Origin of the sequence: Stenotrophomonas sp. 1337 (assembly GCF_031455455.1) — a bacterium.
GTDB lineage: Bacteria > Pseudomonadota > Gammaproteobacteria > Xanthomonadales > Xanthomonadaceae > Stenotrophomonas > Stenotrophomonas indicatrix.
Genome location: NZ_JAVDSR010000016.1, coordinates 32,731 through 55,814, shown reverse-complemented (window position 1 = coordinate 55,814; position 23,084 = coordinate 32,731). Strand labels below are relative to the sequence as shown.

Here is a 23,084-nt window from a genome sequence, read left to right as displayed (position 1 = left end):
CAGAAGGGCGGCCTACGGGTCGCCCTTTTCGCTTGTTTACGCAGCGCTGAGCATCCCTGCCTTCACCGTTTCGTAGAATCAGGCGCGCCCGGGATGCTAGTGGGCGAAGTAGTGCATTCCGCCATCCACCGGAATCACCGCCCCGGTGATGTACCCCGCCAACGGCGACGCCAGGAACGCAACCAGGTGCGCCACCTCCTCTGGTTCGCCGAAACGCCCCATCGGGATGTTGCGGGCGATGAACTCACGCCGGCTCTCTTCCGTGGGATGCAGCCGATCCAGGATCTGCGCGCTGTTGATCCGCCCCGGCGCGATCGAGTTGATGGTGATGCCCTCGCCCGCCACATCGCAGGACAGCCCCTTGCTCCACAGATGCAGCGCCGCCTTCGCCGGGCTCGCGGCATTCACCGCACGCGGCTCCATCGACCCGCTGAGGTTGATCACACGCCCCCAGCCATTGGCCCGCATCGACGGCAGCAACGCCTGCGTCAGCCGTCGTGCCGCCGAGAAGTTCAGTGCCATCGCCTCGTCCCACACCTCGTCTGCTGCGGCCACCCCGGCCAACCGTGCGCCACCGGCCGCGTTGACCAGGATGTCCACGTGCTGCAGCGCCTGCAGCGAAGCGCTGGCGATGCGCTGCACATCGTCGGCGTCGGTCAGATCGCCCACCAACACGACGGGTACCGGTCCACCCGCCGCCTCGATCGCGGCCGCCACCGATTGCAACGGCGCCTGCCGCCGCGCGGTGATCGCCACGCGCACACCCTGCCTCGCCAGTACCCGCGCAACACCTGCGCCGATGCCACTGCCTGCGCCGGTGACCAGCGCGGTACGTCCTTCAAGATCCAGTTTCATGTGTTGCCCTGCCAGTTCTGCCGGCCCATCTGGCCGTGCGGACATGCTCTTTGAACACCCTCGATTGATAAACTCCGGCGAGGTTTCAACATTCAGAACCCGGGGTGTCAGATGAACCTGTTGGAGAGCATGCAGGTCTATGTGCTGGCCGTGGAAAAGGGCAGCCTCAGTGCCGCGGCATCGGCACTGGACATCTCCGCGACGATGGCCGGCAAGCACCTGCGCGCCCTGGAAGAACGGCTGGGCATGCAGTTGTTGAACCGCACGACCCGTCGGCAGCATATGACCGCTTTCGGTGAGGCCTACTTCGGCCGCTGCAAAGAGATCCTGCGCCTGGTGGAGGAAACCGATGCGCAGGCCCAGCATCACCACCTGGCACCGGCGGGCACGCTGCGGATCAGTGCACCGGTGATCTTCGGCACGCATGCGCTGGTGCCGGCACTGTCGACCTACATGGACCGCTACCCCGAGGTCAGTGTCGAACTGGTCCTGACCGATCGCGTGGTCGAACTGGCCGATGAGGGGTTCGAGGCCGCCATCCGCATCGGCACGCTGGCCGACGCCACGCATCTCGTAGCGCGTCCGCTCAGCGCCTACCGGCTGACCCTGTGTGCATCGCCGGCCTATCTCGCACGGCATGGCACGCCGCACAACGCGCAGGAGCTGCAGCAGCATCAATGCCTGTCGCTGGATCCTGCTGCGCTGTCGCACTGGCTGGGCAACGAAGTGGCATTGCCAGCGCCGCCTTCGGGACGGTTGCAGATCAACAACGGCGAAGCGTTGCGGCTGGCCGCGCTGCAGGGCCTGGGCATCATCCTGCAGTCGAGCCTGCTGCTGGCAGCAGACATCGATGCGGGTGGCCTGGTCCCGTTGCTGCCGGAACATGGCCGGCGCGGTAGGCCCATGCACGTGGTCTATCCGCACGACCGGTATCACTCAACCCGGCTGCGCAGCTTCGTGGATTTCCTGGTCGAGCGGTTTCCCTGCGACGCAGCGGGTGAACGCAGCTGGCCAGGCGCACACAGCCCATAAAAAAACCCCCTCCCCGCTGGGCAGTCGGGGAAGGGGTCTCAGGGTACGGCTATCGGGAAGTACTTAGATCAGCGGTGCCGGAGTTGCCGGAAGGGCCACCGGAGCGGCCTTCTTCTTGCGGGCGGCCGGCTTGCGCTTGGCAACCTTCTTGGCAGCCTTCTTCGGGGCAGCCTTCTTGGTCGCCTTCTTCGCAGTCTTCTTCACTGCCTTCTTGGCGGTCTTCTTTGTCGCCTTCTTCACTGCCTTCTTGGCGACCTTCTTGGCCGGCTTGCGGGCAGTGGTCTTCTTGGCGGCTTTCTTGGCAGTCTTCTTGGTGGCCTTCTTGGCTACCTTCTTGACGGCCTTCTTCGCGGTCTTCTTTACGGCCTTCTTGGCAGTGGACTTCTTGGCTACCTTCTTCGCAGCCTTCTTCACTGTCTTCTTCGCCGTGGCCTTCTTGGCGACCTTCTTGGCAGCCTTCTTCACTGCCTTCTTGGCAGTCGCCTTCTTCGCGACCTTCTTCACTGCCTTCTTGGCAGCGGCCTTCTTGGCGACCTTCTTCACCGCTTTCTTGGCGGCGGGCTTTTTCTTCGCAGCTTTCTTGGTTGCCATGGTGATGGCTCCTCGTCAGTGATAGGGAGTTGAAACGCCCAGGTGGATCAAACCCGCCCATGCTGCGTGCGGGGACCGCCGGCGCGTCGGGCGCGCCGTTACGGATGCGGTGATGCCCGCCACGATCGGCGGAGCAGGCATCGGAACAGGGGTCGCCTTGCATTTCTCCGGGGGAAGCGGAGCCATGTCCACCGTCTTGAGGATCGCGGTGGTCTTCGAGGGGCTGCTTCGCATCGGACGATTGATTCTGCGCACTCGGTTTGGCAGGCAAGGTCTGCTGAGGCGAAACCTAATCACGGTTTTTTTTACTGTCAACAACCCCCGCGAAAAATTTTCACATCCGCCGCGTCCCGGAAGCCCTTCCCGCGCCTGCCGATGTTCCTCCGCGAGCGCCGGCAAGCACTGCATCGCGCATCGTCGCTGCCATCGACTGCGCACGAACAGCGAAGAAAAAACACTTGAAATAAGCACTCTGCGTCATGTAGGGGCCTGAAGCGGAACGCCACGCGGCGACGCGGCCATGCATGGCAACGCACGCGCCAACGCCAGCACAACGGACCTGCAACAAGGCCAAAAACTTTTCACATCCGGGCGCGCCGCCGCGGGGGTGGAAACGCGGATTTGCGCAAAACTGCGCACGCCTTTTGCCCGCGCTCAACACCGACTGATGCCATGGCGATGGCATGCGGCGAACCGGCCGGCATAAGTTCGAAGCCTCCCCCAAAACGAAAACGGCCACCCGAGGGTGGCCGTTTTCGTACCGGGGAAACGACGACTCAGTGCTCTTCGTCTTCCAGGCCTTCGGCGTACGCGTCCGGGTCCAGCAGCTCGTTGAGCTCGTCGCTGTTGGACACTTCGACGACGAACATCCAGCCATCGCCGTAGGCGTCTTCGTTGATGGTTTCCGGCTTGTCGGCCAGTGCCGAGTTGACCTCGACGATGGTGCCACTGATCGGGCTGTAGACGTCGGAGGCGGCCTTCACCGACTCGACGACCGCGATCTGCTCGTTGGCCTTGGCGGTCGCGCCGACTTCGGGCAGCTCGACGTAGACCAGGTCACCCAGCAGGCCCTGGGCGTGGTCGGAAATACCGACGGTCACGCGGCCATTGCCTTCGACACGGGCCCACTCATGGGACTTGAGGAACTTGAGGTCGCCGGGGATCTCGCTCATGGGACTGCTCCAGAGATATGCAGGGGGTGGAAAAAACGGGGCTAGTGTAACCAACCGGCCGCCACTGCTGGCAGTGACGACCGGCATGTTTGGATCAGGCGTCGCCAAGCACGCCGGGCTGGGCCTGGCCTTCGCGCACGAACGGGAACTTGACCACCCGCACCGGCACCTGACGGCCGCGGATGTCGACGGTGACCTGACCGAGTTCACCGGCCGGCACGCGCGCGAATGCGATGCCCTTGGCCAGGGTCGGCGAGAAGGTGCCGGACAGGATCTCGCCCTGGCCGCTGGCAGTGGTGACCGCCTGGCCATGGCGCAGCACGCCCTTCTCATCCATCACCAGGCCGATCATCTGACGTGCGTTGCCAGCCGCCTTCTGCGCCTCCAGCACGTCGCGGCCGATGAAGTCGCGACCCTCGTCCAACGACACCGTCCAGGCCAGCGCCGCTTCGTAGGGGCTGATTGCTTCGTCCATGTCCTGGCCGTACAGATTCATGCCGGCTTCCAGGCGCAGGGTATCGCGCGCGCCAAGACCGGCCGGCTTCACGCCGGCAGCAAGCAGGCGGTTCCAGAACGCGACCACGGCATCCTGCGGCAGCAGGATCTCGAAACCGTCTTCGCCGGTGTAGCCGGTGCGGGCAACGAACAGTTCAACGCCGTCGTCGGACTGCACCTGCAGCGCGGCGAAACGGCCGAGCTTGCCCAGCGACTCACGGTCGGCTTCGCGGGCCAGGCCGATGACGATGTCGCGCGCCTGCGGCCCCTGCACGGCGAGGATCGCCAGGTCCGGACGCTGTTCGACCGAGACGTTGAACGGCGCAGCCTGCTCGCGCAGCCACGCCAGATCCTTCTCGCGGGTGGAGGCGTTGACCACCATGCGGAAGAAGTCCTCGCCCAGGTAATAGACGATCAGGTCGTCGATGACGCCGCCCTGCGGATTCAGCATGCACGAGTACAACGCCTTGCCGGTGGCCTTGAGCTTGTCGACCGAGTTGGCCAGCAGGCGGCGCAGGAACGGCTTGACCTGGTCGCCGCGCAGGTCGACCACGGTCATGTGGCTGACGTCGAACACGCCCGACTCACGACGCACCAGGTGGTGCTCGTCCAGCTGCGAGCCGTAGTGGATGGGCATGTCCCAACCCCCGAAATCGACCATCTTGGCGCCAAGGGCGCGGTGGGTATCGTTGAGCAGCGTCTTCTGGGTCATGACCGGGTCCGGCAGCAGAGGAAACAAGAACGCGCATTATCCCAGATCGGTCGGCCGCAGGTCGCGCCGCAGCGCAGCGGGGGGATGTTGGCCGGCCTGCGGCCGGCGGGCGCTTTCTACAAGCCAGGCAACGGCAACGGCCAAAGCGTATCGGCTCGGCGACGTCTGTGGGCTGGTGGGGCGATGTGGGGTTGCGGGACACGCCGCAAGTACGTCCGTGTAGGCTCGTAGGCGCCATCCATGGCGCCTGCGGTCCCTCCACCCCACACCGCCCCACCCCGACAGGTTCCCGATGACGGGACGGAAGGCAAGAGCGGTTGTGGATGTCGATACATATATGGAGAGAAGGGTCGAAGCCCTTGCCTGCGGACAGGGAGCCGACCCCGGGCACACAGAGCGCAGCGACCGGCGGCGGTGTCCGCGGCATGGATGCCGCGGCCAAGCCTACAAGGACGTACTTGCGGCGCCCCCTGCACAGCCCACCCGCCCGACCCAACCCAGCATCTGCTTTCAGCGACCACCCACGAGGGGCTGCGCCGTTGGCTTGAAACCATAGGCGACCGCCTCGACCACCAGCGCACTGCCCTGCACCGCCACCACCCGCACCAGCGTGCCGGCCGGCAGCTCCGGCCCACTCACCTGCCACGACGCGTCGTCGATGCTGACCCTGCCCTGCCCGGCAACGATGGCCTGCTGCAAGGGCACCACCCGCCCGACCAGTTGTTCAGCGCGGCGGTTCAGCAGCGGCGCGTCGCTCTGCCGCGCACGCGGCTTGCCCCAGTGCCGGTAGCACTGGATGGACAGCACGCTCAGCACCACGAAAGCGACCACCTGCCACAGCACCGGGATATCGGCGAACACCGCTACCAGCGCGAACACCGCCGCCGCACCGATGCCGATCCACAGCATGAACGCGCCGGGCGCCAGCGCTTCGGCGGCGAACAGCAGCAAGGCCAACGCACCCCAGGCAACGACTTCCCAGCGCATGTCAGCCTCCGATCGGTGGCGGCCGCTTTGCCGGCGGCCGGGTTTCCTGGTTGGACAGGGCCTGCTTGGCCAGCTCGGCCACGCCGGCGATCGAACCAATCACTCCGCTGGCCTCCATCGGCATCAGCACCAGCTTCTGGTTCGGCGACGTGGCCAGTTCCTTGAACGCTTCCACATACTTCTGGGCGATGAAGTAGTTGATGGCCTGGACGTCGCCGTCGGCGATCGCCGCCGACACCACCTGGGTCGCTTTGGCTTCGGCTTCGGCCAGGCGCTCGCGCGCTTCGGCGTCGCGGAATGCGGCCTCGCGCCGCCCCTCCGCTTCCAGCACCGTGGCCTGCTTCTCGCCTTCGGCACGCAGGATCTCGGACTGCCGCGAACCTTCCGCCTCGAGGATCTGCGCGCGCTTCTCGCGCTCGGCCTTCATCTGCCGTGCCATCGCATCGAGCAGGTCGCGCGGCGGCTGGATGTCGCGGATCTCGATGCGGTTGACCTTCACGCCCCACGGGTTGGTCGCATGATCGACCACGCTGAGCAGCTTGGCGTTGATCACCTCGCGCTGGCTGAGCGATTCATCCAGGTCCATCGAGCCGATCACGGTACGGATGTTGGTCTGCACCAGGGCGATCATCGCCACTTCCAGCACCGATACCTCGTAGGCGGCCTTGGCCGCGTCCAGCACCTGGAAGAACACCACGCCATCGACGCGCACGGCGGCGTTGTCCTTGGTGATCACTTCCTGGCCGGGCACGTCCAGCACCTGTTCCATCATGTTCACCTTGCGCCCCACCCCGTAGACGATCGGGATCAGGAAATGCAGGCCGGGCGACATGGTGTGGGTGTAACGGCCGAACCGCTCGACGGTCCATTCATAGCCCTGTGGCACCATCCGCACTGCCTTGAACAGGATGACCACGGCCACGAAGGCCAGCACCGCGCTGAAGAACATGGTCGGGAACATCGCGCTTTCCTTATGGGAGACGTCCGGAGCCCAGCATAGCGCGTGGATGCAGGCGATGCGGGTACCGCACGTTCCAGCCGAAAGCAGCCGAGCGTGGCCCGGCGCTGCAGGATGAACCCGCTCAGATCCGGGTCGTGGCTAGGAAGCGCTCGCGGTCCTGCTGGGTCTGCCGGCGGATCTCGGCCAGCGCCTGGCTTTCGGTCGCCTCCAGCATCGCCTCGAACAGGCGCTGGAAGTGATGGCGCATCGCATTGCGTGCAGCGACGGGATCGCGCGCGCGCAGCCCCTCGAAGATCGCCATGTGCTCGTCGGCGCGGCTGGCACCATCGTCATGGCACACCCGTGCGTAGACCTCGGTCACCCGCGGCAGCTCGCTGCGCATGCGCCAGATCTGCTGCACGAAATACTCGACCACCGGGTTGCCCGACAGGCGGGCGATGGCCAGGTGGAAGCGGCGGTCGTAGTCGCCGGCCTCTTCATCGGTAAGGTCACGCCGGCACAGCGCTTCAGCCAGCACCTGCAGCTCGGCGATGCCGGCCTCATCGATATTGCTTGCCGCCAGCGCTGCAGCTTCCGCTTCGAACACGGCACGCGCCGCGGTCAGGTCGAAGGCGCTGATATCGGGCAGCCCACCGGCAGCCTGGGCCGGGCGCGGCTTCACATAGACGCCCGAACCGATACGGATCGCGATCCAGCCCTGCGCTTCCAAGGCGATTTCCGCCTCACGGATGGTGACCCGGCTGACGCCGAAGCGTTCGGCAAGTTCACGTTCGCCCGGCAGGCGCGAACCCGGCGGATATTCGCCATCCTCGATCAGCTTGCGGAGCTTGGCGGCGATGGTCTGGTAGAGACGGTTGGCGGACATGCGGCTGACCCTTGGCGGTTCCCTCCGGGCCCGTCCCCGGCCACCGGGCACGGTGCGGGTCCGGTTGGAGCGACGGCGCGACCATTGGCCGCGCCGCCCTGTTCAGAACTTGTATCGTACACCGAAATACGCGCGCCGCCCGTAGCTCACCACCTCGCGGAAATTCCCGTAAAGCGGCTGGTACGCCACGCGTGGCTCGTCGGTCAGGTTCATCAGTTCCAGCGACAGCGACAGCTGCTTGTTCACCCGGTAACGCAGGCGCAGGTCGACGCTGGTGTTGTCATCGTAGTAGCGATTCTGCTGCGCCGTGTTGCCGGTGAAGTCCTGGTAATAGTGCGAACGGAACTTGCCGATGGCCTGGATGTTGAAGCGGCCCACATCCCAGTAGAGGGAACCGGACAGCACATGCCGCGAGAAGCCGCTCAGGCCGGCCGGCGGAACGATGGCCGGAATGATCGATCCATCGGCGGCCAACTGCTCCCCCAACCGCGAATCCTGCGTCTGGTAGTCGGCGTCGGCATAGTTGTAGCTGACCTTGAAGCCGAGGCCATCGAACGGCTTGGGCAGGTACGAGAACCGGTGGGTAGCACTGAGCTCGATACCGGTCAGGGTGCTGTCTTCATCGGTGGTCACCTGCTGGCGCACCGGCACGGTCACCGTCTGTCCGTTGAGGGTGTAGGTCTCCGGCACCAGCGCGGTGGCGGTGCCGCCGTTGAACTGCTTCCAGTACACCGCACCGGCCAGCAGCGTGTCCGGGTTCGCATACCACTCAAGCGAGACATCGCCGTTCCAGGACATAAGCGGCTGCGCAGCCGGATTGCCGCTGGCACTGATGTCGTCCAGCGCGTCGGCCAGGCCGGTATAGGTGGCATCGCTGCTGACATTGATGGTTCGCCCGGCACCGAGTGCGGCGATATCCGGGCGTGACATCGCTCGGTACGCGCCCACCCGCAGCAACAGGTCCGGCTTCAGCTCGAACGCGGCATTCAGGCTTGGCAGCAGCTTGTCGTTGCCCGCCTTGAACACCTGGGTGGTGAAATCACCAGTGGGTTGCAGGCGGATCGTGCCGTCGCCGTTGTCGATGACCGCCAGGTCGGTGCGCACGCCTTCCGAACGCACGTCGGTCTTGACCCAGCGCAGGCCGACATTGCCGGTGACCGGCAGGCCGAACAGCGTGCTGCTGAATTCACCCATCAGGTACAGCGCGCGGGTTTTCTCGGTCACATCGACGTTGTTCGGGTCCTGGAAGTCCGGGTCCAGGCCACTGTCGCTGGTGCCGCGGAAGGATGCGTAGAGGCAGCTCGGATCGAAGTACGCCCACGAGGAGATCGTATTGCCGCTGGCCGCATCCATGAAATCGTCCTGCGGGAACGGTGCACGGCAGGCACGGTTGGCGGCAATGATCTTCGCCTTGTCGGCCGCTACGCGCTGGTCGTAGTCGGTCACCAGGGTGTTGTCGCGCAGGCGGTAGTCGGCCTGGCTGGCGCGCACGCCGCCCTTGATGCGGGTGAAGAAACCGGACTCGGGCATGAAGCTGGCATCGAAGCGGCCGGCCTTGATCTTGTGGTCGTTCTCGGTCGCGCTGGAGGTCACCCGCGCCGCGCCGGTGTAGGCATCCCAGTTGTTCGGGTCGAAGTTCGGCGCCAGCGCCACGCTCGGCACCTCGCCATGCCAGTCCCAGTCGTAGTCGACATAGCCGGTGGCGCCGCTGCTGATGCCCGGCACGATGGCATTGTTGACGTCGCGCTGGTTGGCGCGCAGCCGGGTCATGCGCTCGCTGTCCAGGCGGTTGGTATGCGAATAGGAAAGATCGGTGGACAGCTCCCAGGCCGGGCTGGGGCGCAGGATCAGATTGAGGCCACCGCCGGTGTATTCCTCGCCGCGCCAGTAGCGGTTGGAGGTCGAATCGATGGAAGTGCTGCCATGCAGGTGGCGGACGATGCCATCCTCGTCCACCTCGCGCTGGGTGATGCCGCGTCGTGCATTGGACAGGCTCAGGTCGCTGCGGTCCTCGTCCCAGTTGCGCTCGGTATGTTCGAAATCGAGGTTGACCTCGACCACGTCGTTGGGCCGCCATTGGATCGCCGCGAATTCGCTCTGGCGATCATTGCGCTCCTGCTTCAGGCGATAGATGCGGCTGCTTGGCACCAGATAGTACGGCGCGCCGTTGGCGATGGCCTGTGCGCTGACCTCATTGCAGTTGGCATTGGCCACGTTCTGCCTGCCATCGCAGGCATACCAGGTGGAGCCGCTGGTGATGCTCTCCTCCGGATCGGTGCCCTCCAGCCGCTGGATGCCCAGCGAGATGCCGAGCTTCTGGCCGTTGCCGAATTCGAACTGGTCGATGTAGCTGGCGGTACCGCGATACCCGATGCCATCGTCGTCGCGGTACTTCTTGTCATACTCGGCCCAGCTGCCGCGCAGATCGATCTGCGCCGAGCGCTTGCCGTACTCCAGCGGCTTGACCGTTTCCAGCCCGATGGTCCCGGCGACACCGCCTTCGATGATGTCGGCACGCTGGGTCTTGTAGATCGCCACCGTATTGATCAGCTCGGCCGGGAACATGTTGAAGTTCACCGAGCGGTCGCCGCTGCCGTTGGTGATCTCGCGGCCGTTGAAATTGGTGCTGCTGAGGAAGGCGCCGAGACCACGGATCGAGATTTCCGATGCGCCGGTCTTGTCGCGGGTCGAGGCGGCACCGGTCAGCGTTTCGATCGCATCGGCCAGCGATGGCGCGGGCAGGTCGCCGATGTCATCGGCCGACAACACATCGGCGATCACCGTGTCGTCGCGCTTCTTGTTGATCGAGCTCCGCATCGATTCGCGGATACCGGTGACCTGGACCTGGTCCAGGGTGGTGGCGTCCTGCCCGGAACCGCTGCCGGCAGACTGCGCCTGCACGGCCGGTGAAGCCGCCAACGCAGCGAGCAGTGCCACGATCAGCGGTGTGGGTGACAACGGTGTACGACGTACAACTCCGGCTGGTTGCCGCATGGTTTTCCTCCTCCTAAAGGATCGCCCGGACGGTAGGCGTGGGACGCAGCTTCGACACGCCGACACAGAAATGTCAACCAACTGGACTGGATTTTTCGTAATACCTTTGATTCAGACCGGTTGCCCGGCATTTCATGTGCTGATGCAGCATGACTTTGCGCGCAACGTGGCTTACAACACACCTACCAAGTGGTATGCACACCCACTCCGAAACCGCGGCATCGCCGTCTCTGGAAGGACTTCATGCGCATTCAACCGACTTCGCACCGCCTTTCGAAACCCACCCTTGGATATTGCCTGGCAATTGGACTGGCAACCTGCCTGACCAGTTTGCCGGCGAACGCTGCGAGCTGGCTGGTCCATGATGCCGCCGAGTTCGCCACCGCCGCTGCCGCACTGCAACCCGGCGATGAAATCGTGCTGGCCGATGGCACCTGGACCGATGCGCGCCTGCTGCTGAAGGGCCAGGGCACCGCCGCCGCACCGATCGTGCTGCGCGCGCAGACGCCGGGCAAGGTGATCCTCAGCGGGGGGTCGGACCTGCGCCTGGCCGGCAGCTACCTGCAGGTCTCCAACCTGGTATTCCGCAACGGCTACACCCCGGGCGACGCCGTGGTGGCGTTCCGCGAGTCGAGCAAGGCAGTGGCCAGCCACAGCCGCGTCACCGGCCTGGTCATCGATGACTACAGCAACCCCGATGGCAGCGACCAGGACTACTGGGTGTCGCTGTACGGCAGCAACAACCGCCTCGACCACAGCCAGCTGCGGGGCAAGACCAACGCTGGCCCGACGGTGGTGGTGGTGCGCGATGCCACCCAGGGCCTGGACAACCAGCACCGCATCGACCACAACTGGTTCGGCCCGCGGCCAGCGCTGGGCGTCAATGGCGGAGAGACGATCCGTGTAGGCACCAGCGACACCTCGCTGAGCGATTCCAACAGCACGGTGGAGAACAACTGGTTCGAGGGCTGCGATGGCGAGACCGAGATCGTCTCCAACAAGTCCGGCGGCAATACCTTCCGCGGCAACGTGTTCTATCGTTCGGCCGGCGCGCTGACCCTGCGCCATGGCAACGGCAACCGGGTGGTCGACAACCTCTTCCTCGGCGACGACAAGGCCGGCACCGGCGGCGTGCGCATCATCAATGCCGACCAGACCGTCAGCAACAACTACTTCGAACGGCTGGCCGGCTCCAGCAACCGCTCGGCACTGGCGGTGATGGATGCACAGGCCAATCCGCCGTTGTCCGGCTACGCGCCGGTGGTCAACGCGACCATCAGCCGCAACACCTTCGTCGACGTGGCGAAGATCAGCTTCGGTGTGGGCCATGACGAAACCAAGGGGATCGTGGTTGCCGCCAGCAACAGCCACTTCAGCGGCAACCTGATCGTCAACCGCACCAGCAAAAATCCACCGAATGCGGCCAGTTCGCTGGCCGGCATCGCCTTCAGCAACAACGTGCAGTCGCCGCAGGCCAGCAGCGTATTCCCGGGCGGGGTGAGCAGCGCCAGCATCACCCTGCAGCAGGCCGCCAGCGGCCTGTGGGTGCCGGCAACGCCCCTGCCCACCCTCGGCGCCGATCCGGCGCTGGCAATGACCCCGCGCGAACAGACGGGGGTGGACTGGTATCCCAAGGTGGGCGAGGTTGCCCTGTCACGCACCAGCACCGGAGTTGATCGATGAGGTTGCAGCCACTGTCCCTTTGTTCCCACCGTCTGGCGCTCGCCCTCGCCCTGGCCGCTCCCTTCGCCCTGTTGCCGACCGCACCGCTGCATGCGGCACCTGCCGCAGCTGAGCGACAAGGCGATACCGCGCCGGTACTGGTGACCGCCGCGCAGTGGCAGCAGATGGCCAGCGAAGGCAGCCGCTATCCGTGGTTCGCCAAGGAACAGGCGCGTACGCAGAAATCGCTGCAGAAGATGATGAAGGCCGGCATCGACGTGCCGGTGCCGAAGGACAAGGGCGGCGGTCGCACCCATGAGCAGCACAAGCGCAACTACCAGGCCCTGCTGGCCGCCGGCACCCTGTACCGGCTGACCGGCGACAAGGCCTATGTCGCCTATTCGCGCGACATGCTGCTGCAGTACGCCAAGCTCTACCCGACCCTCGGCCCGCATCCGGAAGGACGCGGACAGATTCCCGGCCGGGTGTTCTGGCAGGTGCTCAACGATTCGGTCTGGCTGGTCAACGCCATCCAGGGCTACGACGCGATCCGCGATGCGCTGTCGCCGCAGGATCGGCAGACCATCGAATCGCAGGTGTTCCGGCCGATGGCCGAGTTCCTGGCCAGCGAGCCGAAGAACTACGACCAGATCCACAACCACGCGACCTGGGCGGTGGCCGCCACCGGCTTGACCGGCTACGTGCTGCGTGATCGCGAACTGGTGGAGAAATCGCTGCGCGGCAGCCGCAAGGATGACCAGTTCGGTTTCCTGCGGCAGATCGACCTGCTGTTCTCGCCCGATGGGTATTACGAGGAAGGCCCCTACTACCAGCGCTATGCGCTGGCGCCGTTCCTGCTGTTTGCCAACGCGATCGAACGCAACGAGCCGCAGCGGAAGATCTTCGCGCGCCGCGACGGCGTGCTGCTGAAGGCGGTGGACGTGCTGGTGCAGACCAGCTACGACGGCCTGTTCTTCCCGATCAACGATGCGATCCTGGACAAGGGCATCGATACCGAAGAGCTGGTGGCTGGCATCGGCATCGCCTATGCGCAGGCCGGCGATGACCGTCTGCTGTCGGTCGCCCAGCAGCAGAAACGCCTGCTGCTGTCGCCGGAAGGGCTGCAGGTAGCGCAGGCGTTGGCAGCCAACAAAGCCAAACCGTTCGACTACCGGCCGATGCTGCTGCGCGACGGCCCGGACGGTGAACGCGGCGGTCTGGCGATCCTGCGCATGGACGGCGAACGCGGCCAGGCGCTGGTGCAGAAGGACACCATGCAGGGCATGGGCCACGGCCACTTCGACAAGCTCAACTGGCTGTTCTACGACAATGGCAACGCCGTGGTGACCGACTACGGCGCGGCGCGCTTCCTCAACGTGGAAGCCAAGCGCGGTGGCATCTATCTGGCCGAGAACCGCAGCTGGGCCAAGCAGACCGTGGCCCACAACACGCTGGTGGTGAACGAGCAGAGCCACTTCAAGGGCGACTGGAAGCGCGGTGAGGAACTCGCCCCGCAGGTGCGCTTCTTCCAAGCCGACGCAGATACCCAGATCGCCTCGGCGACGATGCGCGATGCCTATCCGGGCGTGGTGTTCACCCGCACCCAAGCACTGCTGCGCCACCCCGAACTGGGCCTGCCGGTGGTGCTGGACCTGCTGCAGGTGCACGGCGACAAGGTTGCACGCTACGACCTGCCACTGCACTTCAACGGCCACATCGTCACCACCGGTTTCGAGGCCGAGCATTTCCCCGCCCAGCGCCCGGTGCTCGGCAGCGACAACGGCTACCAGCACCTGTGGCTGGACGCACGCAGCAAGGCCGGCAGTGAGCCGCGCACGCTGGCGTGGCTGCTCGACGGACGCTTCTACACCTACCGCTTCGGCAGCAGCGCGCCGGCGCAGGCGTTGCTGGTGGAGAGCGGTGCCAATGATCCCGAGTTCAACCTGCGCCGCGAACCGGCGCTGCTGCAGCGCGTGGAAGGACAGAAGGATGTGACCTTCTTCAGCGTGCTGGAGCCGCATGGCGAGTACAACGGCACCGCCGAGTACGTGCACGGTGCCGACAGCCGCATCAAGCAGATCATCCGCACCCGCGGCAATGATGCCGAGGTGCTCGAGCTGCGCCTGGCCAGCGGCGCCCGCATCGCACTCGGCGTGGCCGACGACAGCGACGCGAAGGGCGAACACAGCGTGACGGTGGATGGCCATGCCTACCGCTGGAGCGGCAGCCATGCGCGCATGGACCGCAGCAAGGGTGAGGCACGATGAACGGCCCCTCGGCCGTGGCCACGCTGCGCAGGGTGCCGGTGCGCTCGGCCGTGCGCTGGCTGATCGTCGGCCTGATCGCGGTGGCCACGGTGATCAACTACATCGACCGCAATGCACTGGCGGTGATGTGGCCGGAGATCGCCAGGGAAGTCGGCGCGACCAAGGACGATTACGCACTGCTGGTGACCGTGTTCATGCTGTTCTATGCCGCCGGCCAGTTCCTGTTCGGGCGCCTGTTCGACATGATCGGGACGCGGCTGGGGTTCGCGTTGTCGATCAGTGTGTGGTCGATCTCGATCGCGCTGCATTCGGTCACCCACTCCATGCTCTCCTTCAGCGTGGTGCGGGCGATGCTGGGCATCAGCGAAGCCGGTGCCTGGCCCGGCGCGGTGAAAGCCAATGCCGAGTGGTTCCCCGCGCGTGAGCGTGCCCTCGCACAGGGCATCTTCAACGCGGGCGCGTCCATCGGTGCCATCGTTTCGGCGCCGGCCATCGCCGGCCTGTACCTGTGGCTTGGCTGGCGCGGCACCTTCGTGCTGGTCGGTGCACTTGGCTTCCTGTGGCTGCTGCCATGGCTGTTCGTCTATCGCGCCGGCCCGGACAAGCATCCGTGGGTTAGTGACGCCGAGCGGCGCCTGATCATGGAAGACCAGGCTGGCCAGCAACGCGTGGATGCACCGAAGGTCAGCGTGCGTTCGCTGCTGGCCCACCGGCAGAGCTGGGGCATGCTCGCCTGCCGTTTCCTGCTGGATCCGATCTGGTGGCTGTTCGTGTCGTGGCTGCCGATCTATCTGGCCGAGACCTTCGGCTTCGACATCAAGCAGATCGGCCTGTTCGCCTGGGTGCCCTTCGTCGGCGCCATGCTCGGCAGCCTGAGCGGCGGCTGGCTGTCGGGGCGCCTGATCAATGCCGGCCAGAGCGTGGACCGTGCGCGCAAGCTGTCGATTTCGCTGGGCTGCGTGATCATGGCACCGGCCCTGCTGGGCGCGGTACTGGCCAACCAGCCGCTGTTTGCGGTGCTGGCGATTGCAGCAGTGCTGTTCGGTTTCCAGATCGCCATCGGCAACATCCAGACCCTGCCCGGCGATCTGTTCGATGGCCGCTCGGTGGGCACGCTGGCCGGTCTCGGCGGCCTGGCCGCCGTAGCCGGAACGTTGATCACCACCTGGCTGGTACCGGTGCTGACCCGCCATTCCTATGCACCGATCTTCATCCTCGTCGCCGCACTGGTGCCGCTGTCGCTGGCCGCGCTGTGGTGGTGGACCGGACCGATCCACAAGCTCGACCGCACCGACGGTTGAGCCCCCCCCCATTTCCTCGCATTCCCCCGCAAACCAAGGAGTTTCCCGCATGTCGTTCCAGGACAAGGTGGCCATCGTCACCGGTGGTGGCCGTGATATCGGCCGTGCCGTCTCGATCAAGCTGGCTGCGGCCGGTGCACGCGTCTGCCTCAACTACGCCAACGACGAAGCCAGCGCGCAGGAAACGCTGGCGCTGATCAAGGCGGCCGGCGGCCAGGCCATCGCCCACCGCGCCGACGTCACCGATCCCGCCGCCGTGGCCGGCCTGGTCGCAGCAACGCAGGCTGCATTCGGCCAGCGCATCGACGTGTTGGTGAACGTGGCCGGCGGCATGGTCGAGCGTCGTCCGCTGGCCGACATCGACCCGGCGTTCTTCCACAAGGTCATCGACCTCAACCTGACCTCCACCTACCTGACCACCCACGCCGTGGTACCGCACATGGGCGAAGGCGCGGCGATCGTGAACTTCGCCTCGCAGGCCGGTCGTGATGGCGGAGGCCCTGGTGCGGCGATCTATGCCACTGCCAAGGCGGCTGTGATGACCTTCACCCGGGCCATGGCCAAGGAGCTGGGGCCGAAGGGTATCCGCGTCAACGCACTGTGCTGCGGCATGATCGCCACCCGCTTCCATGACGAATTCACCAAACCGGAAGTGCGTACGGCGGTGGCCGGCGCGACGCCGTTGCGTCGCCAGGGCCTGCCGGACGAAGCCGCCGATGCGGCGGTCTACCTGGCGTCGGCAGCGGCAGCGTTCATCACCGGCGCCAATCTGGACGTCAACGGCGGCACCTACTTCTCCTGACCGGACCGAAGCCCATGCAGCGCTGGATCACCCTGCTTTCCCTGGCCATCGGCACCGCCGTGGCCGCCCCCGTGGCGCTGGCCGCACCGGTCTGGGTCACCGCCTGGACCGCTTCGCCCGCGCCTGACCGCAAGGATGGCAGCGCTGACGCGCCCGTGCAGTTCGCAGCGCAGACCGTGCGCCAGGACATGCGACTGGGTAGCAGGGGCGATGCGCTGCGGCTGCGCATCAGCAACGAACTGGGCACCTCGCCGCTGCATGTGGAAGACGTACGGTTACGCCTGAAGGATGGCAAAGCCGCAGCGCTGCCGGTCACCGTCGATGGACGCACGTCCATCGACGTACCGGTGGGCGCAGCGCTGCTCAGTGATGCACTGCCCTTGCGGGTTGCCGCCCTGCAGGAGATCAGCGTGACCGCGTACTTCCCGCAGCCCACCCGCCCTGCAGTGCGCCGTACGGTGGTGCGGGTGGCCGACGGAAAGCAGGACGCGGTGGCCGACAGCGTGCGCGTGGGCTACCAGCAGAACGTGTTCTCTGCGGTACTGGTGCAGCGCGCGGACCGGCCGCAGGTGATCGTGGCCCTGGGTGATTCCATCACCGAGGGCGCGACGGCCTCGCGTGGCTCGTTCAACCAATGGCCCGAGCGCTTGGGTCAGCGCCTGCAGCAGGCGTGCCCGGACCGCTTCGTCGTGCTCAACCAGGGCATCAGCGGCAACAAGCTGCTGGACCATGGCCGCAGCCACAGCGCACTGTCACGGCTGGATCGCGATGTGATCGCAGTGGCCGACGCCGACCAGGTGATCCTGTTCGAAGGCATCAATGACATCCGCCACGGTGGCGGCGCACAGCCGCTGCCGGGACGCAGCGTGGCAGACATGCTGCTGGGCTACCGCCAGGTCGCCACCCGGCTGCATGCACACGGTATCCGCGCTCATCTCGGCACACTGACGCCCTTCGGCGATTCGGAGCGCTACGAACCGGTATCGGCCGCCACCCGCACCGCGATCAACCAGTGGGCGCGTGGCCAGGACACCGGCTTCGATGGCGTGGTGGATTTCGATGCGGCCCTGCGTGATCCGAAACAGACGGAATCATTGCCGGCGGACATCACCCGCGATCATCTGCACCCGAACGACGAGGGCTACCGGCGCATGGCCGACGCAATCAACCTGGCGGCGCTGGGCTGCAACGCGCGTTGAGTCGTATGGCGAGATCACCACTTCACCCTGCCACGCAGGATGTCGGCGAACATCACCCAGTCACCGATGAACGAATACAGTGGATGACGAAATGTTGCAGGGCGGTTCTTCTCGAAGAAGAAGTGACCGACCCAGGCAAAGCCGTAGCCGCAGGCCAATGCCGCCAACAGCAGCAGCGGCTGTCCGCGCAGTGCGGCGATGGCGACCAGCAGCAGTACGCCGCAGCTGCCGATGAAGTGCAGGCGTCGTGATGTCGTGTTGCGGTGCTCGCTGAGGTAGAACGGGTAGAACTCGCGGAAGCTGGCGAAGCGGGACATGCGCGTGCTCCGTTCGTTGAAGGTGCCGAGCCATGCCCGGCTGTTGTTGCCACAACAACGGTCGAGCATTGCTTGACTCTACACCTGCCCGGCTTACCCCGGTTGCCGCGGCCCGAACATGATCACCGCCATGCCGGCCAGGCAAAGCGCAGCCCCCAGCATGTCCCAACGGCTGGGACGGATGCCGTCGACCAGCCACAGCCAGAACAGCGCCGTGCCGATGTACACGCCACCGTACGCTGCGTACACGCGTCCGCTGGCGGTCGGGTGCAGGGTCAGCAGCCAGGCGAACAACGCCAGGCTGGCCGCCGCCGGCAACAGCAGCCAGATACTGCCACCCTTGCGCAGCCACAGCCACGGCAGGTAGCAGCCGATGATCTCGGCCAGCGCGGTCAGCAGGAACAGACCGAGCGTTTTCACGCTTTTTCGGTGGCCTTGGCGTGCTGCCAGAGCGCTTCCTGCGCATCCAGATCGAGTGCGGCCAGCGAATCGCCTTGTGCCTCGGCCTGCGCCTCCATCGAACGGAAGCGACGTTCGAACTTGTGGTTGGCCCCACGCAGCGCGGCACCCAGATCGATGTCCGCATGGCGCGCCAGGTTGGCGCACACGAACAGCAGGTCACCCAGTTCCTCCTGCAGGCGCGCCTTGTTGCCCACGATGTCACCGCGTTCGAACTCTTCGCGCAGTTCCTGCAGTTCCTCGGCCGCCTTGTCCAGTACCGGCAGCGGACCGGGCCAATCGAAACCCACCTTGGCCGCGCGCGACTGCAGCTTCACCGCCCGCTGCCATTCCGGCAGGCCACGGGAGATCCCGGCCAGCGCCGAGGTGTCCTGATCGCCCTTTGCCGCGCGCTCAGCACGCTTGATCGCGTCCCAGTTACGCATCACGCCGTCGGCATCGTCGACGCTGACATCGGCAAACACATGCGGGTGCCGCCGCTGCATCTTGTCGCTGATCGCGCGCGCGACCTCGGCGAAGGCAAACGCACCCTGTTCTTCAGCCATGCGCGCATGGAATACGACCTGCAGCAGCAGGTCACCCAGTTCATCGCAGAGGTCGTCGAGGTCGCCCCGATCGATCGCGTCGGCCACTTCGTAGGCTTCTTCGATCGTATAGGGGGCGATGGTGGCGAAGTTCTGTTCCAGGTCCCAGGGGCAGCCACCCTGCGGGTCGCGCAGGCGCGCCATGATGGCCAGCAGGCGCTCCAGCTCCGCGCTGGCGTTGCCGGTGGCAGGGGTTTCGTGCGTGCTCATGCGTTTCTCCTGGATCAATCGGACAACCAGTCCCGCCACGGCAGGCTGGTATCGCCCAGCGCCATGAAATCGCCGTTCAACAGCGTCGGCCGGCGGTTGTAGCGGAACGGCTTGCCGGTCCCGACCGAGAGCACCGCGCCACCGGCCGCGTGCAGCACGCACTGGCCAGCAGCGGTATCCCATTCGGAGGTCGGGCCCAGCCGCGGATAGACATCCAGTCCGCCTTCGGCGATCCGGCAGAATTTCAGCGAAGAGCCCTGCACCACGGTCTCGATGTCGCCCATGCGGGCCAGCAGGGCATTCGTCTCCGCTGAACGATGCGAGCGGCTGGCGGCGACGCGAAGGGGCGCAGTCGCGGGTGTACGGGTACGCAGCACGGTGTCATGCACACCCTGCCGGCGATACGCCAGCTCGCCTCGCATCGCGTGCCAGACAATGCCGGTGACCGGCGACTGGACCACGCCGAAGGCCGGCGCGCCCTGGTAGATCAGCGCGATGTTGACGCTGAACTCGCCATTGCGCTTGACGAAATCGCGGGTGCCATCAAGCGGGTCGACCAGCCAGTACGCGCCCCAGTGCTGACGCTGCTCCCAGGGCACCAGCGGCGACTCCTCCGACAGGATCGGCAGGTCCGGTGTCAGCTGGCGCAGCCCCTGCTGGATCACCCGGTCGGCGGCAAGGTCGGCAGCGGTGACCGGGCTGTCGTCGTCCTTGAGTGTCACATCGAAACCGTTGCTGTAGACCTGCATGATCGCCTGCCCGGCTTCCTGGGCGATGGCGATCGCGGTTTCGCGCAGTTCCGTGGTCAGCTTGATCATCGTGCTCCCTGCAGCCACTGGCGGGCGATGAACAGCGCCGCCAGCGAACGCCCTTCGGAAAAGTCCTCGCGCAGCATCAACTGGTCCAGATCGGCCAGCTTCCACGGCACCACTTCCAGTTCCTCCGGCTCGTCGCCGGCCAGCTTCTCCGGATACAGGTCGCGCGCGACCACCAGCCAGGACTGATGGCTCATGTAGGTCGGCGCCAGGGTCATCGCGCGCAGCACGTCGACCCGCCGAGCGCCATAGCCGGCCTCTTCCTTCAGCTCACGGTCGGCGGCCTGCTCCGGCGTTTCGCCGGCATCGATCCGGCCCTTCACCAGGCCAAGCTCGTAGCGGTGCATGCCGGCCGCGTATTCACGTACCAGCAGCACGGTTTCTTCATCCAGCATCGGCACCACCACCACCGCGCCATGGCCACGGCTGACCAGGCGTTCGAAGCGGCGGCGTTCGCCGTTGGAGAACTCCAGGTCCAGGTGCTGGCGCTGGAAGGGCCCGTTCTCCTCGTCGGTGATCCGATGGATGATCGGCAGAGGACGCCTTGCGCGGTCATCGTTCACGCGGAATCTCCGGGGCAGACGGCGCGTGCGCCGAGGCCGATAGAATGTGCAGGCAGCAACATGTTCATGAGCCCGAAATGCTAGCAGACCCAACCCCCTCTCCGCTGGTCCAGCACTGGCGGCAACGCGACCTCAAGGTCCTGTGGCACCCGTGCACGCAGATGCGCGAGCATCCGGACACGTTGCCGCTGGTGCCGATCGCCCGCGGCGAAGGCGCCTGGCTGATCGATCACGACGGCAACCGCTACCTGGATGCGGTCAGCAGCTGGTGGACCAACCTGTTCGGCCATGCCGAGCCGCGCATCGGCGGTGCCATCGCCGCCCAGGCTGGACAGCTGGAACAGGTGATGCTGGCCGGGTTCGGCCACGAGCCCGCGATCACCCTGGCTGAGCGCCTGCTGGCCCTCGCGCCGCGCCAGCCCGGCCGCGCGCCACTGGCCAAGGTGTTCTACGCCGACAACGGTTCGGCCGGCGTCGAAGTGGCGTTGAAGATGGCCTTCCAGTATTTCCAGAACCGCGGTGAGACCCGGCGCACGCGCTTCGTCTCGCTGGAAAACGGCTACCACGGCGAGACGCTGGGCGCCCTCGCACTGGCCGACATTCCGCTGTACCGCCGGGTCTATGCGCCGCTGCTGGCCGAGGGCCTGTTTGCGCCCTCGCCCGACGCCTACCTGGCCGAACCCGGGCAGAGCGCGGCCGACCGCGCACGCCAGGCCGCCGACGGCCTGGCCACGCTGTTCGACCAGCATCCGGGCGAGATCTGCGCCGTGATCCTGGAGCCACGGCTGCAGTGTGCCGGTGGCATGCGCATGCACGATCCGGCCTATCTGCAGCGCGTGCGTGAACTGTGTGATGCCCATGGAGCGTTCCTGATCGCCGACGAAATCGCCACCGGCTTCGGCCGCACCGGCACGATGTTCGCCTGCGAGCAGGCCGGGGTGATGCCGGACCTGCTGTGCCTGTCCAAGGGCCTGACCGGTGGTTTCCTGCCCTTGGCTGCGGTGCTGGCCACGCAGGCGCTGTACGACGCCTTCCTTGATGATTCGCGCGAACGTGCCTTCCTGCATTCCCACAGCTATACCGGCAACCCGCTGGCCTGTGCGGCGGCGCTGGCCACGCTGGACATCTTCGGCGAGGACGATGTGATCGCGCGCAATCGCGGCATTGCCTCGGTGATGGGCACCTTGGCTGCGCCGTTTGCCGACCATCCGCATGTGGCCGATGTGCGCCAGGCCGGGATGGTGGTGGCCTTCGAACTGACCCGCAACGGTGACAAGCGCACGCCCTTCGATCCGGCGCTGCGGCTGGGGCTGCACGCCTACAAGGCGGCGCTGAAGCGCGGCGTGGTGCTGCGCCCGCTGGGCAACGTGCTGTACTGGATGCCACCGTACTGCGTGGACGATGAACAACTGGAGCTGCTGGCGCATACCACGCTGGCGGCCATCGACGAGGCGATTGCATGCGCGTGACCCGCTGCCCCATCGACCTGGCGCTGCACAGCGGCCAGACCGTGACCCTGCCGGAAGAGACGGCCAACCACCTGGTGCGGGTGATCCGCCTGCGCGAGGGTGATACCTGCGTGCTGTTCAACGGCGATGGCCATGACTACACCGCGACGCTGACCATGGCCGGCAAACGCGAGGTACAGGTACGCATCGACGCGGTGCAGGTGATCGCCAACGAGTCGCCGCTGACCATCACCCTGCTGCAGGGCATTGCACGCGGCGAGAAGATGGACCTGATCCTGCAGAAGGCCACCGAACTGGGGGTGAGCGCCATCGTGCCGGTGAATGCCGAGCGCACCGAAGTGAAGCTGGATGCAGCACGCGCGGAAAAACGCGTGGCGCACTGGAACAACGTCGTGCAGTCGGCCTGCGGGCAGTCCGGTCGTGCGCGCATTCCGCAGGTAGGAGCGCCGCAGTCGCTGGCACAGGCCAGCGCGGCACTGCCCACCGATACGTTGCGGTTGACCCTGGACCCGCTGGGAGCACACCGGCTGTCGACACTGCAGGCAGCGCCGGCCGGCGGCGTGGTGATCGCCATCGGCCCGGAAGGTGGCTGGTCGCCGCGTGACCGTGAGCAGCTCGCCGCCGCAGGCTTCCAGGGCCTGCAGTTGGGCCCTCGCATCCTGCGCACGGAAACCGCAGGCCTGGCCGCGATCGCGGCGTTGCAGGCAAGGCTGGGCGATCTGGGGTAAGGCTCCGGTCCGGTGGCCGCTGCGCTCGCCGGGCATGGCCCGGC

General features: G+C 66.1%; 22 protein-coding genes. 9 read left to right on the top strand and 13 right to left on the bottom strand.

Annotated elements, in window-relative coordinates; all coding sequences use genetic code 11:
* Positions 1-96: 96 nt before the first annotated feature.
* Positions 97-855, bottom strand: a complete 759-nt coding sequence (locus J2X70_RS18270) for an SDR family oxidoreductase (protein WP_100436799.1) — start codon at positions 853-855, stop codon at positions 97-99.
* 111 nt (positions 856-966) lie between these two features.
* Between J2X70_RS18270 and J2X70_RS18265 the strand changes: the two genes are divergently transcribed.
* Positions 967-1,887, top strand: coding sequence for a LysR family transcriptional regulator (locus tag J2X70_RS18265; RefSeq protein WP_154880957.1), 921 nt, complete (start codon positions 967-969; stop codon positions 1,885-1,887).
* A 63-nt stretch (positions 1,888-1,950) separates the two neighbouring features.
* Here J2X70_RS18265 and J2X70_RS18260 read toward each other — a convergent pair whose 3' ends face one another.
* Complete coding sequence (locus J2X70_RS18260) at positions 1,951-2,478, bottom strand: hypothetical protein (RefSeq protein ID WP_033831786.1); 528 nt, start codon at positions 2,476-2,478, stop codon at positions 1,951-1,953.
* 112 nt (positions 2,479-2,590) lie between these two features.
* Between J2X70_RS18260 and J2X70_RS18255 the strand changes: the two genes are divergently transcribed.
* Complete coding sequence (locus J2X70_RS18255) at positions 2,591-2,971, top strand: hypothetical protein (RefSeq protein WP_301866774.1); 381 nt, start codon at positions 2,591-2,593, stop codon at positions 2,969-2,971.
* Between the two features lie 283 nt (positions 2,972-3,254).
* Here J2X70_RS18255 and gcvH read toward each other — a convergent pair whose 3' ends face one another.
* From gcvH to J2X70_RS18225, 6 genes are all read right to left on the bottom strand, one after another.
* Entirely contained in the window at positions 3,255-3,650 is a 396-nt protein-coding gene (gene gcvH, locus J2X70_RS18250; RefSeq protein WP_025877788.1) for a glycine cleavage system protein GcvH, read from the bottom strand.
* A gap of 94 nt (positions 3,651-3,744) precedes the next feature.
* Positions 3,745-4,857, bottom strand: coding sequence for a glycine cleavage system aminomethyltransferase GcvT (gcvT, locus tag J2X70_RS18245; RefSeq protein ID WP_218787856.1), 1,113 nt, complete (start codon positions 4,855-4,857; stop codon positions 3,745-3,747).
* A 510-nt stretch (positions 4,858-5,367) separates the two neighbouring features.
* Positions 5,368-5,844 (bottom strand): NfeD family protein, encoded by a 477-nt coding sequence (locus J2X70_RS18240; protein WP_309911556.1) that lies wholly within the window; start codon positions 5,842-5,844, stop codon positions 5,368-5,370.
* Between the two features lies 1 nt (position 5,845).
* Positions 5,846-6,805: an SPFH domain-containing protein gene (locus J2X70_RS18235; protein WP_025877782.1), complete on the bottom strand. Its 960-nt coding sequence runs from the start codon at positions 6,803-6,805 to the stop codon at positions 5,846-5,848.
* 121 nt (positions 6,806-6,926) lie between these two features.
* Positions 6,927-7,670: a FadR/GntR family transcriptional regulator gene (locus J2X70_RS18230; protein ID WP_059064840.1), complete on the bottom strand. Its 744-nt coding sequence runs from the start codon at positions 7,668-7,670 to the stop codon at positions 6,927-6,929.
* A 102-nt stretch (positions 7,671-7,772) separates the two neighbouring features.
* Positions 7,773-10,664 (bottom strand): TonB-dependent receptor, encoded by a 2,892-nt coding sequence (locus J2X70_RS18225; protein ID WP_309911553.1) that lies wholly within the window; start codon positions 10,662-10,664, stop codon positions 7,773-7,775.
* Between the two features lie 330 nt (positions 10,665-10,994).
* On the opposite strand from J2X70_RS18225, the gene J2X70_RS18220 reads away from it, so the two are divergent.
* The 5 genes from J2X70_RS18220 to J2X70_RS18200 are packed head-to-tail and all read left to right on the top strand — an operon-like array spanning position 10,995 to position 17,895.
* Complete coding sequence (locus J2X70_RS18220) at positions 10,995-12,347, top strand: polysaccharide lyase 6 family protein (RefSeq protein ID WP_309911551.1); 1,353 nt, start codon at positions 10,995-10,997, stop codon at positions 12,345-12,347.
* On the top strand, positions 12,344-14,593 hold the full coding sequence (locus tag J2X70_RS18215) for an oligoalginate lyase (protein WP_309911548.1): 2,250 nt from the start codon (positions 12,344-12,346) through the stop codon (positions 14,591-14,593). Before J2X70_RS18220 ends, J2X70_RS18215 begins: the two co-directional genes overlap by 4 nt.
* A complete protein-coding gene (locus J2X70_RS18210; protein WP_025877772.1) occupies positions 14,590-15,894 on the top strand; it encodes an MFS transporter in 1,305 nt (434 codons plus the stop codon). Before J2X70_RS18215 ends, J2X70_RS18210 begins: the two co-directional genes overlap by 4 nt.
* 49 nt (positions 15,895-15,943) lie before the next feature.
* Entirely contained in the window at positions 15,944-16,696 is a 753-nt protein-coding gene (locus J2X70_RS18205) for a glucose 1-dehydrogenase (protein ID WP_025877770.1), read from the top strand.
* 14 nt (positions 16,697-16,710) lie between these two features.
* Complete coding sequence (locus J2X70_RS18200) at positions 16,711-17,895, top strand: GDSL-type esterase/lipase family protein (RefSeq protein WP_309911545.1); 1,185 nt, start codon at positions 16,711-16,713, stop codon at positions 17,893-17,895.
* 14 nt (positions 17,896-17,909) lie between these two features.
* Here the strand turns inward: J2X70_RS18200 and J2X70_RS18195 are convergent, their stop codons facing one another.
* The 5 genes from J2X70_RS18195 to nudE form a co-directional block, all read right to left on the bottom strand.
* Positions 17,910-18,212, bottom strand: a complete 303-nt coding sequence (locus J2X70_RS18195; protein WP_032974966.1) for a DUF962 domain-containing protein — start codon at positions 18,210-18,212, stop codon at positions 17,910-17,912.
* Positions 18,213-18,305: 93 nt separating this feature from the next.
* The gene (locus tag J2X70_RS18190) at positions 18,306-18,632 is read right to left on the bottom strand and encodes a YnfA family protein (RefSeq protein WP_032974968.1); all 327 of its coding nucleotides are present in this window, start codon (positions 18,630-18,632) and stop codon (positions 18,306-18,308) included.
* The gene (gene mazG / locus J2X70_RS18185) at positions 18,629-19,465 is read right to left on the bottom strand and encodes a nucleoside triphosphate pyrophosphohydrolase (RefSeq protein WP_025877765.1); all 837 of its coding nucleotides are present in this window, start codon (positions 19,463-19,465) and stop codon (positions 18,629-18,631) included. Before mazG ends, J2X70_RS18190 begins: the two co-directional genes overlap by 4 nt.
* Before the next feature lie 14 nt (positions 19,466-19,479).
* Positions 19,480-20,283, bottom strand: coding sequence for a 3'(2'),5'-bisphosphate nucleotidase CysQ (gene cysQ / locus J2X70_RS18180; protein ID WP_025877764.1), 804 nt, complete (start codon positions 20,281-20,283; stop codon positions 19,480-19,482).
* Positions 20,280-20,843, bottom strand: a complete 564-nt coding sequence (gene nudE / locus J2X70_RS18175) for an ADP compounds hydrolase NudE (RefSeq protein WP_025877762.1) — start codon at positions 20,841-20,843, stop codon at positions 20,280-20,282. The genes cysQ and nudE overlap by 4 nt, the downstream gene beginning before the upstream one ends.
* A 77-nt stretch (positions 20,844-20,920) precedes the next feature.
* On the opposite strand from nudE, the gene bioA reads away from it, so the two are divergent.
* Together bioA and J2X70_RS18165 are read left to right on the top strand one after the other, a co-directional pair.
* Positions 20,921-22,312 (top strand): adenosylmethionine--8-amino-7-oxononanoate transaminase, encoded by a 1,392-nt coding sequence (gene bioA / locus J2X70_RS18170; protein WP_059064850.1) that lies wholly within the window; start codon positions 20,921-20,923, stop codon positions 22,310-22,312.
* Positions 22,303-23,040 (top strand): 16S rRNA (uracil(1498)-N(3))-methyltransferase, encoded by a 738-nt coding sequence (locus J2X70_RS18165; RefSeq protein ID WP_309911539.1) that lies wholly within the window; start codon positions 22,303-22,305, stop codon positions 23,038-23,040. Before bioA ends, J2X70_RS18165 begins: the two co-directional genes overlap by 10 nt.
* Positions 23,041-23,084: the final 44 nt, after the last annotated feature.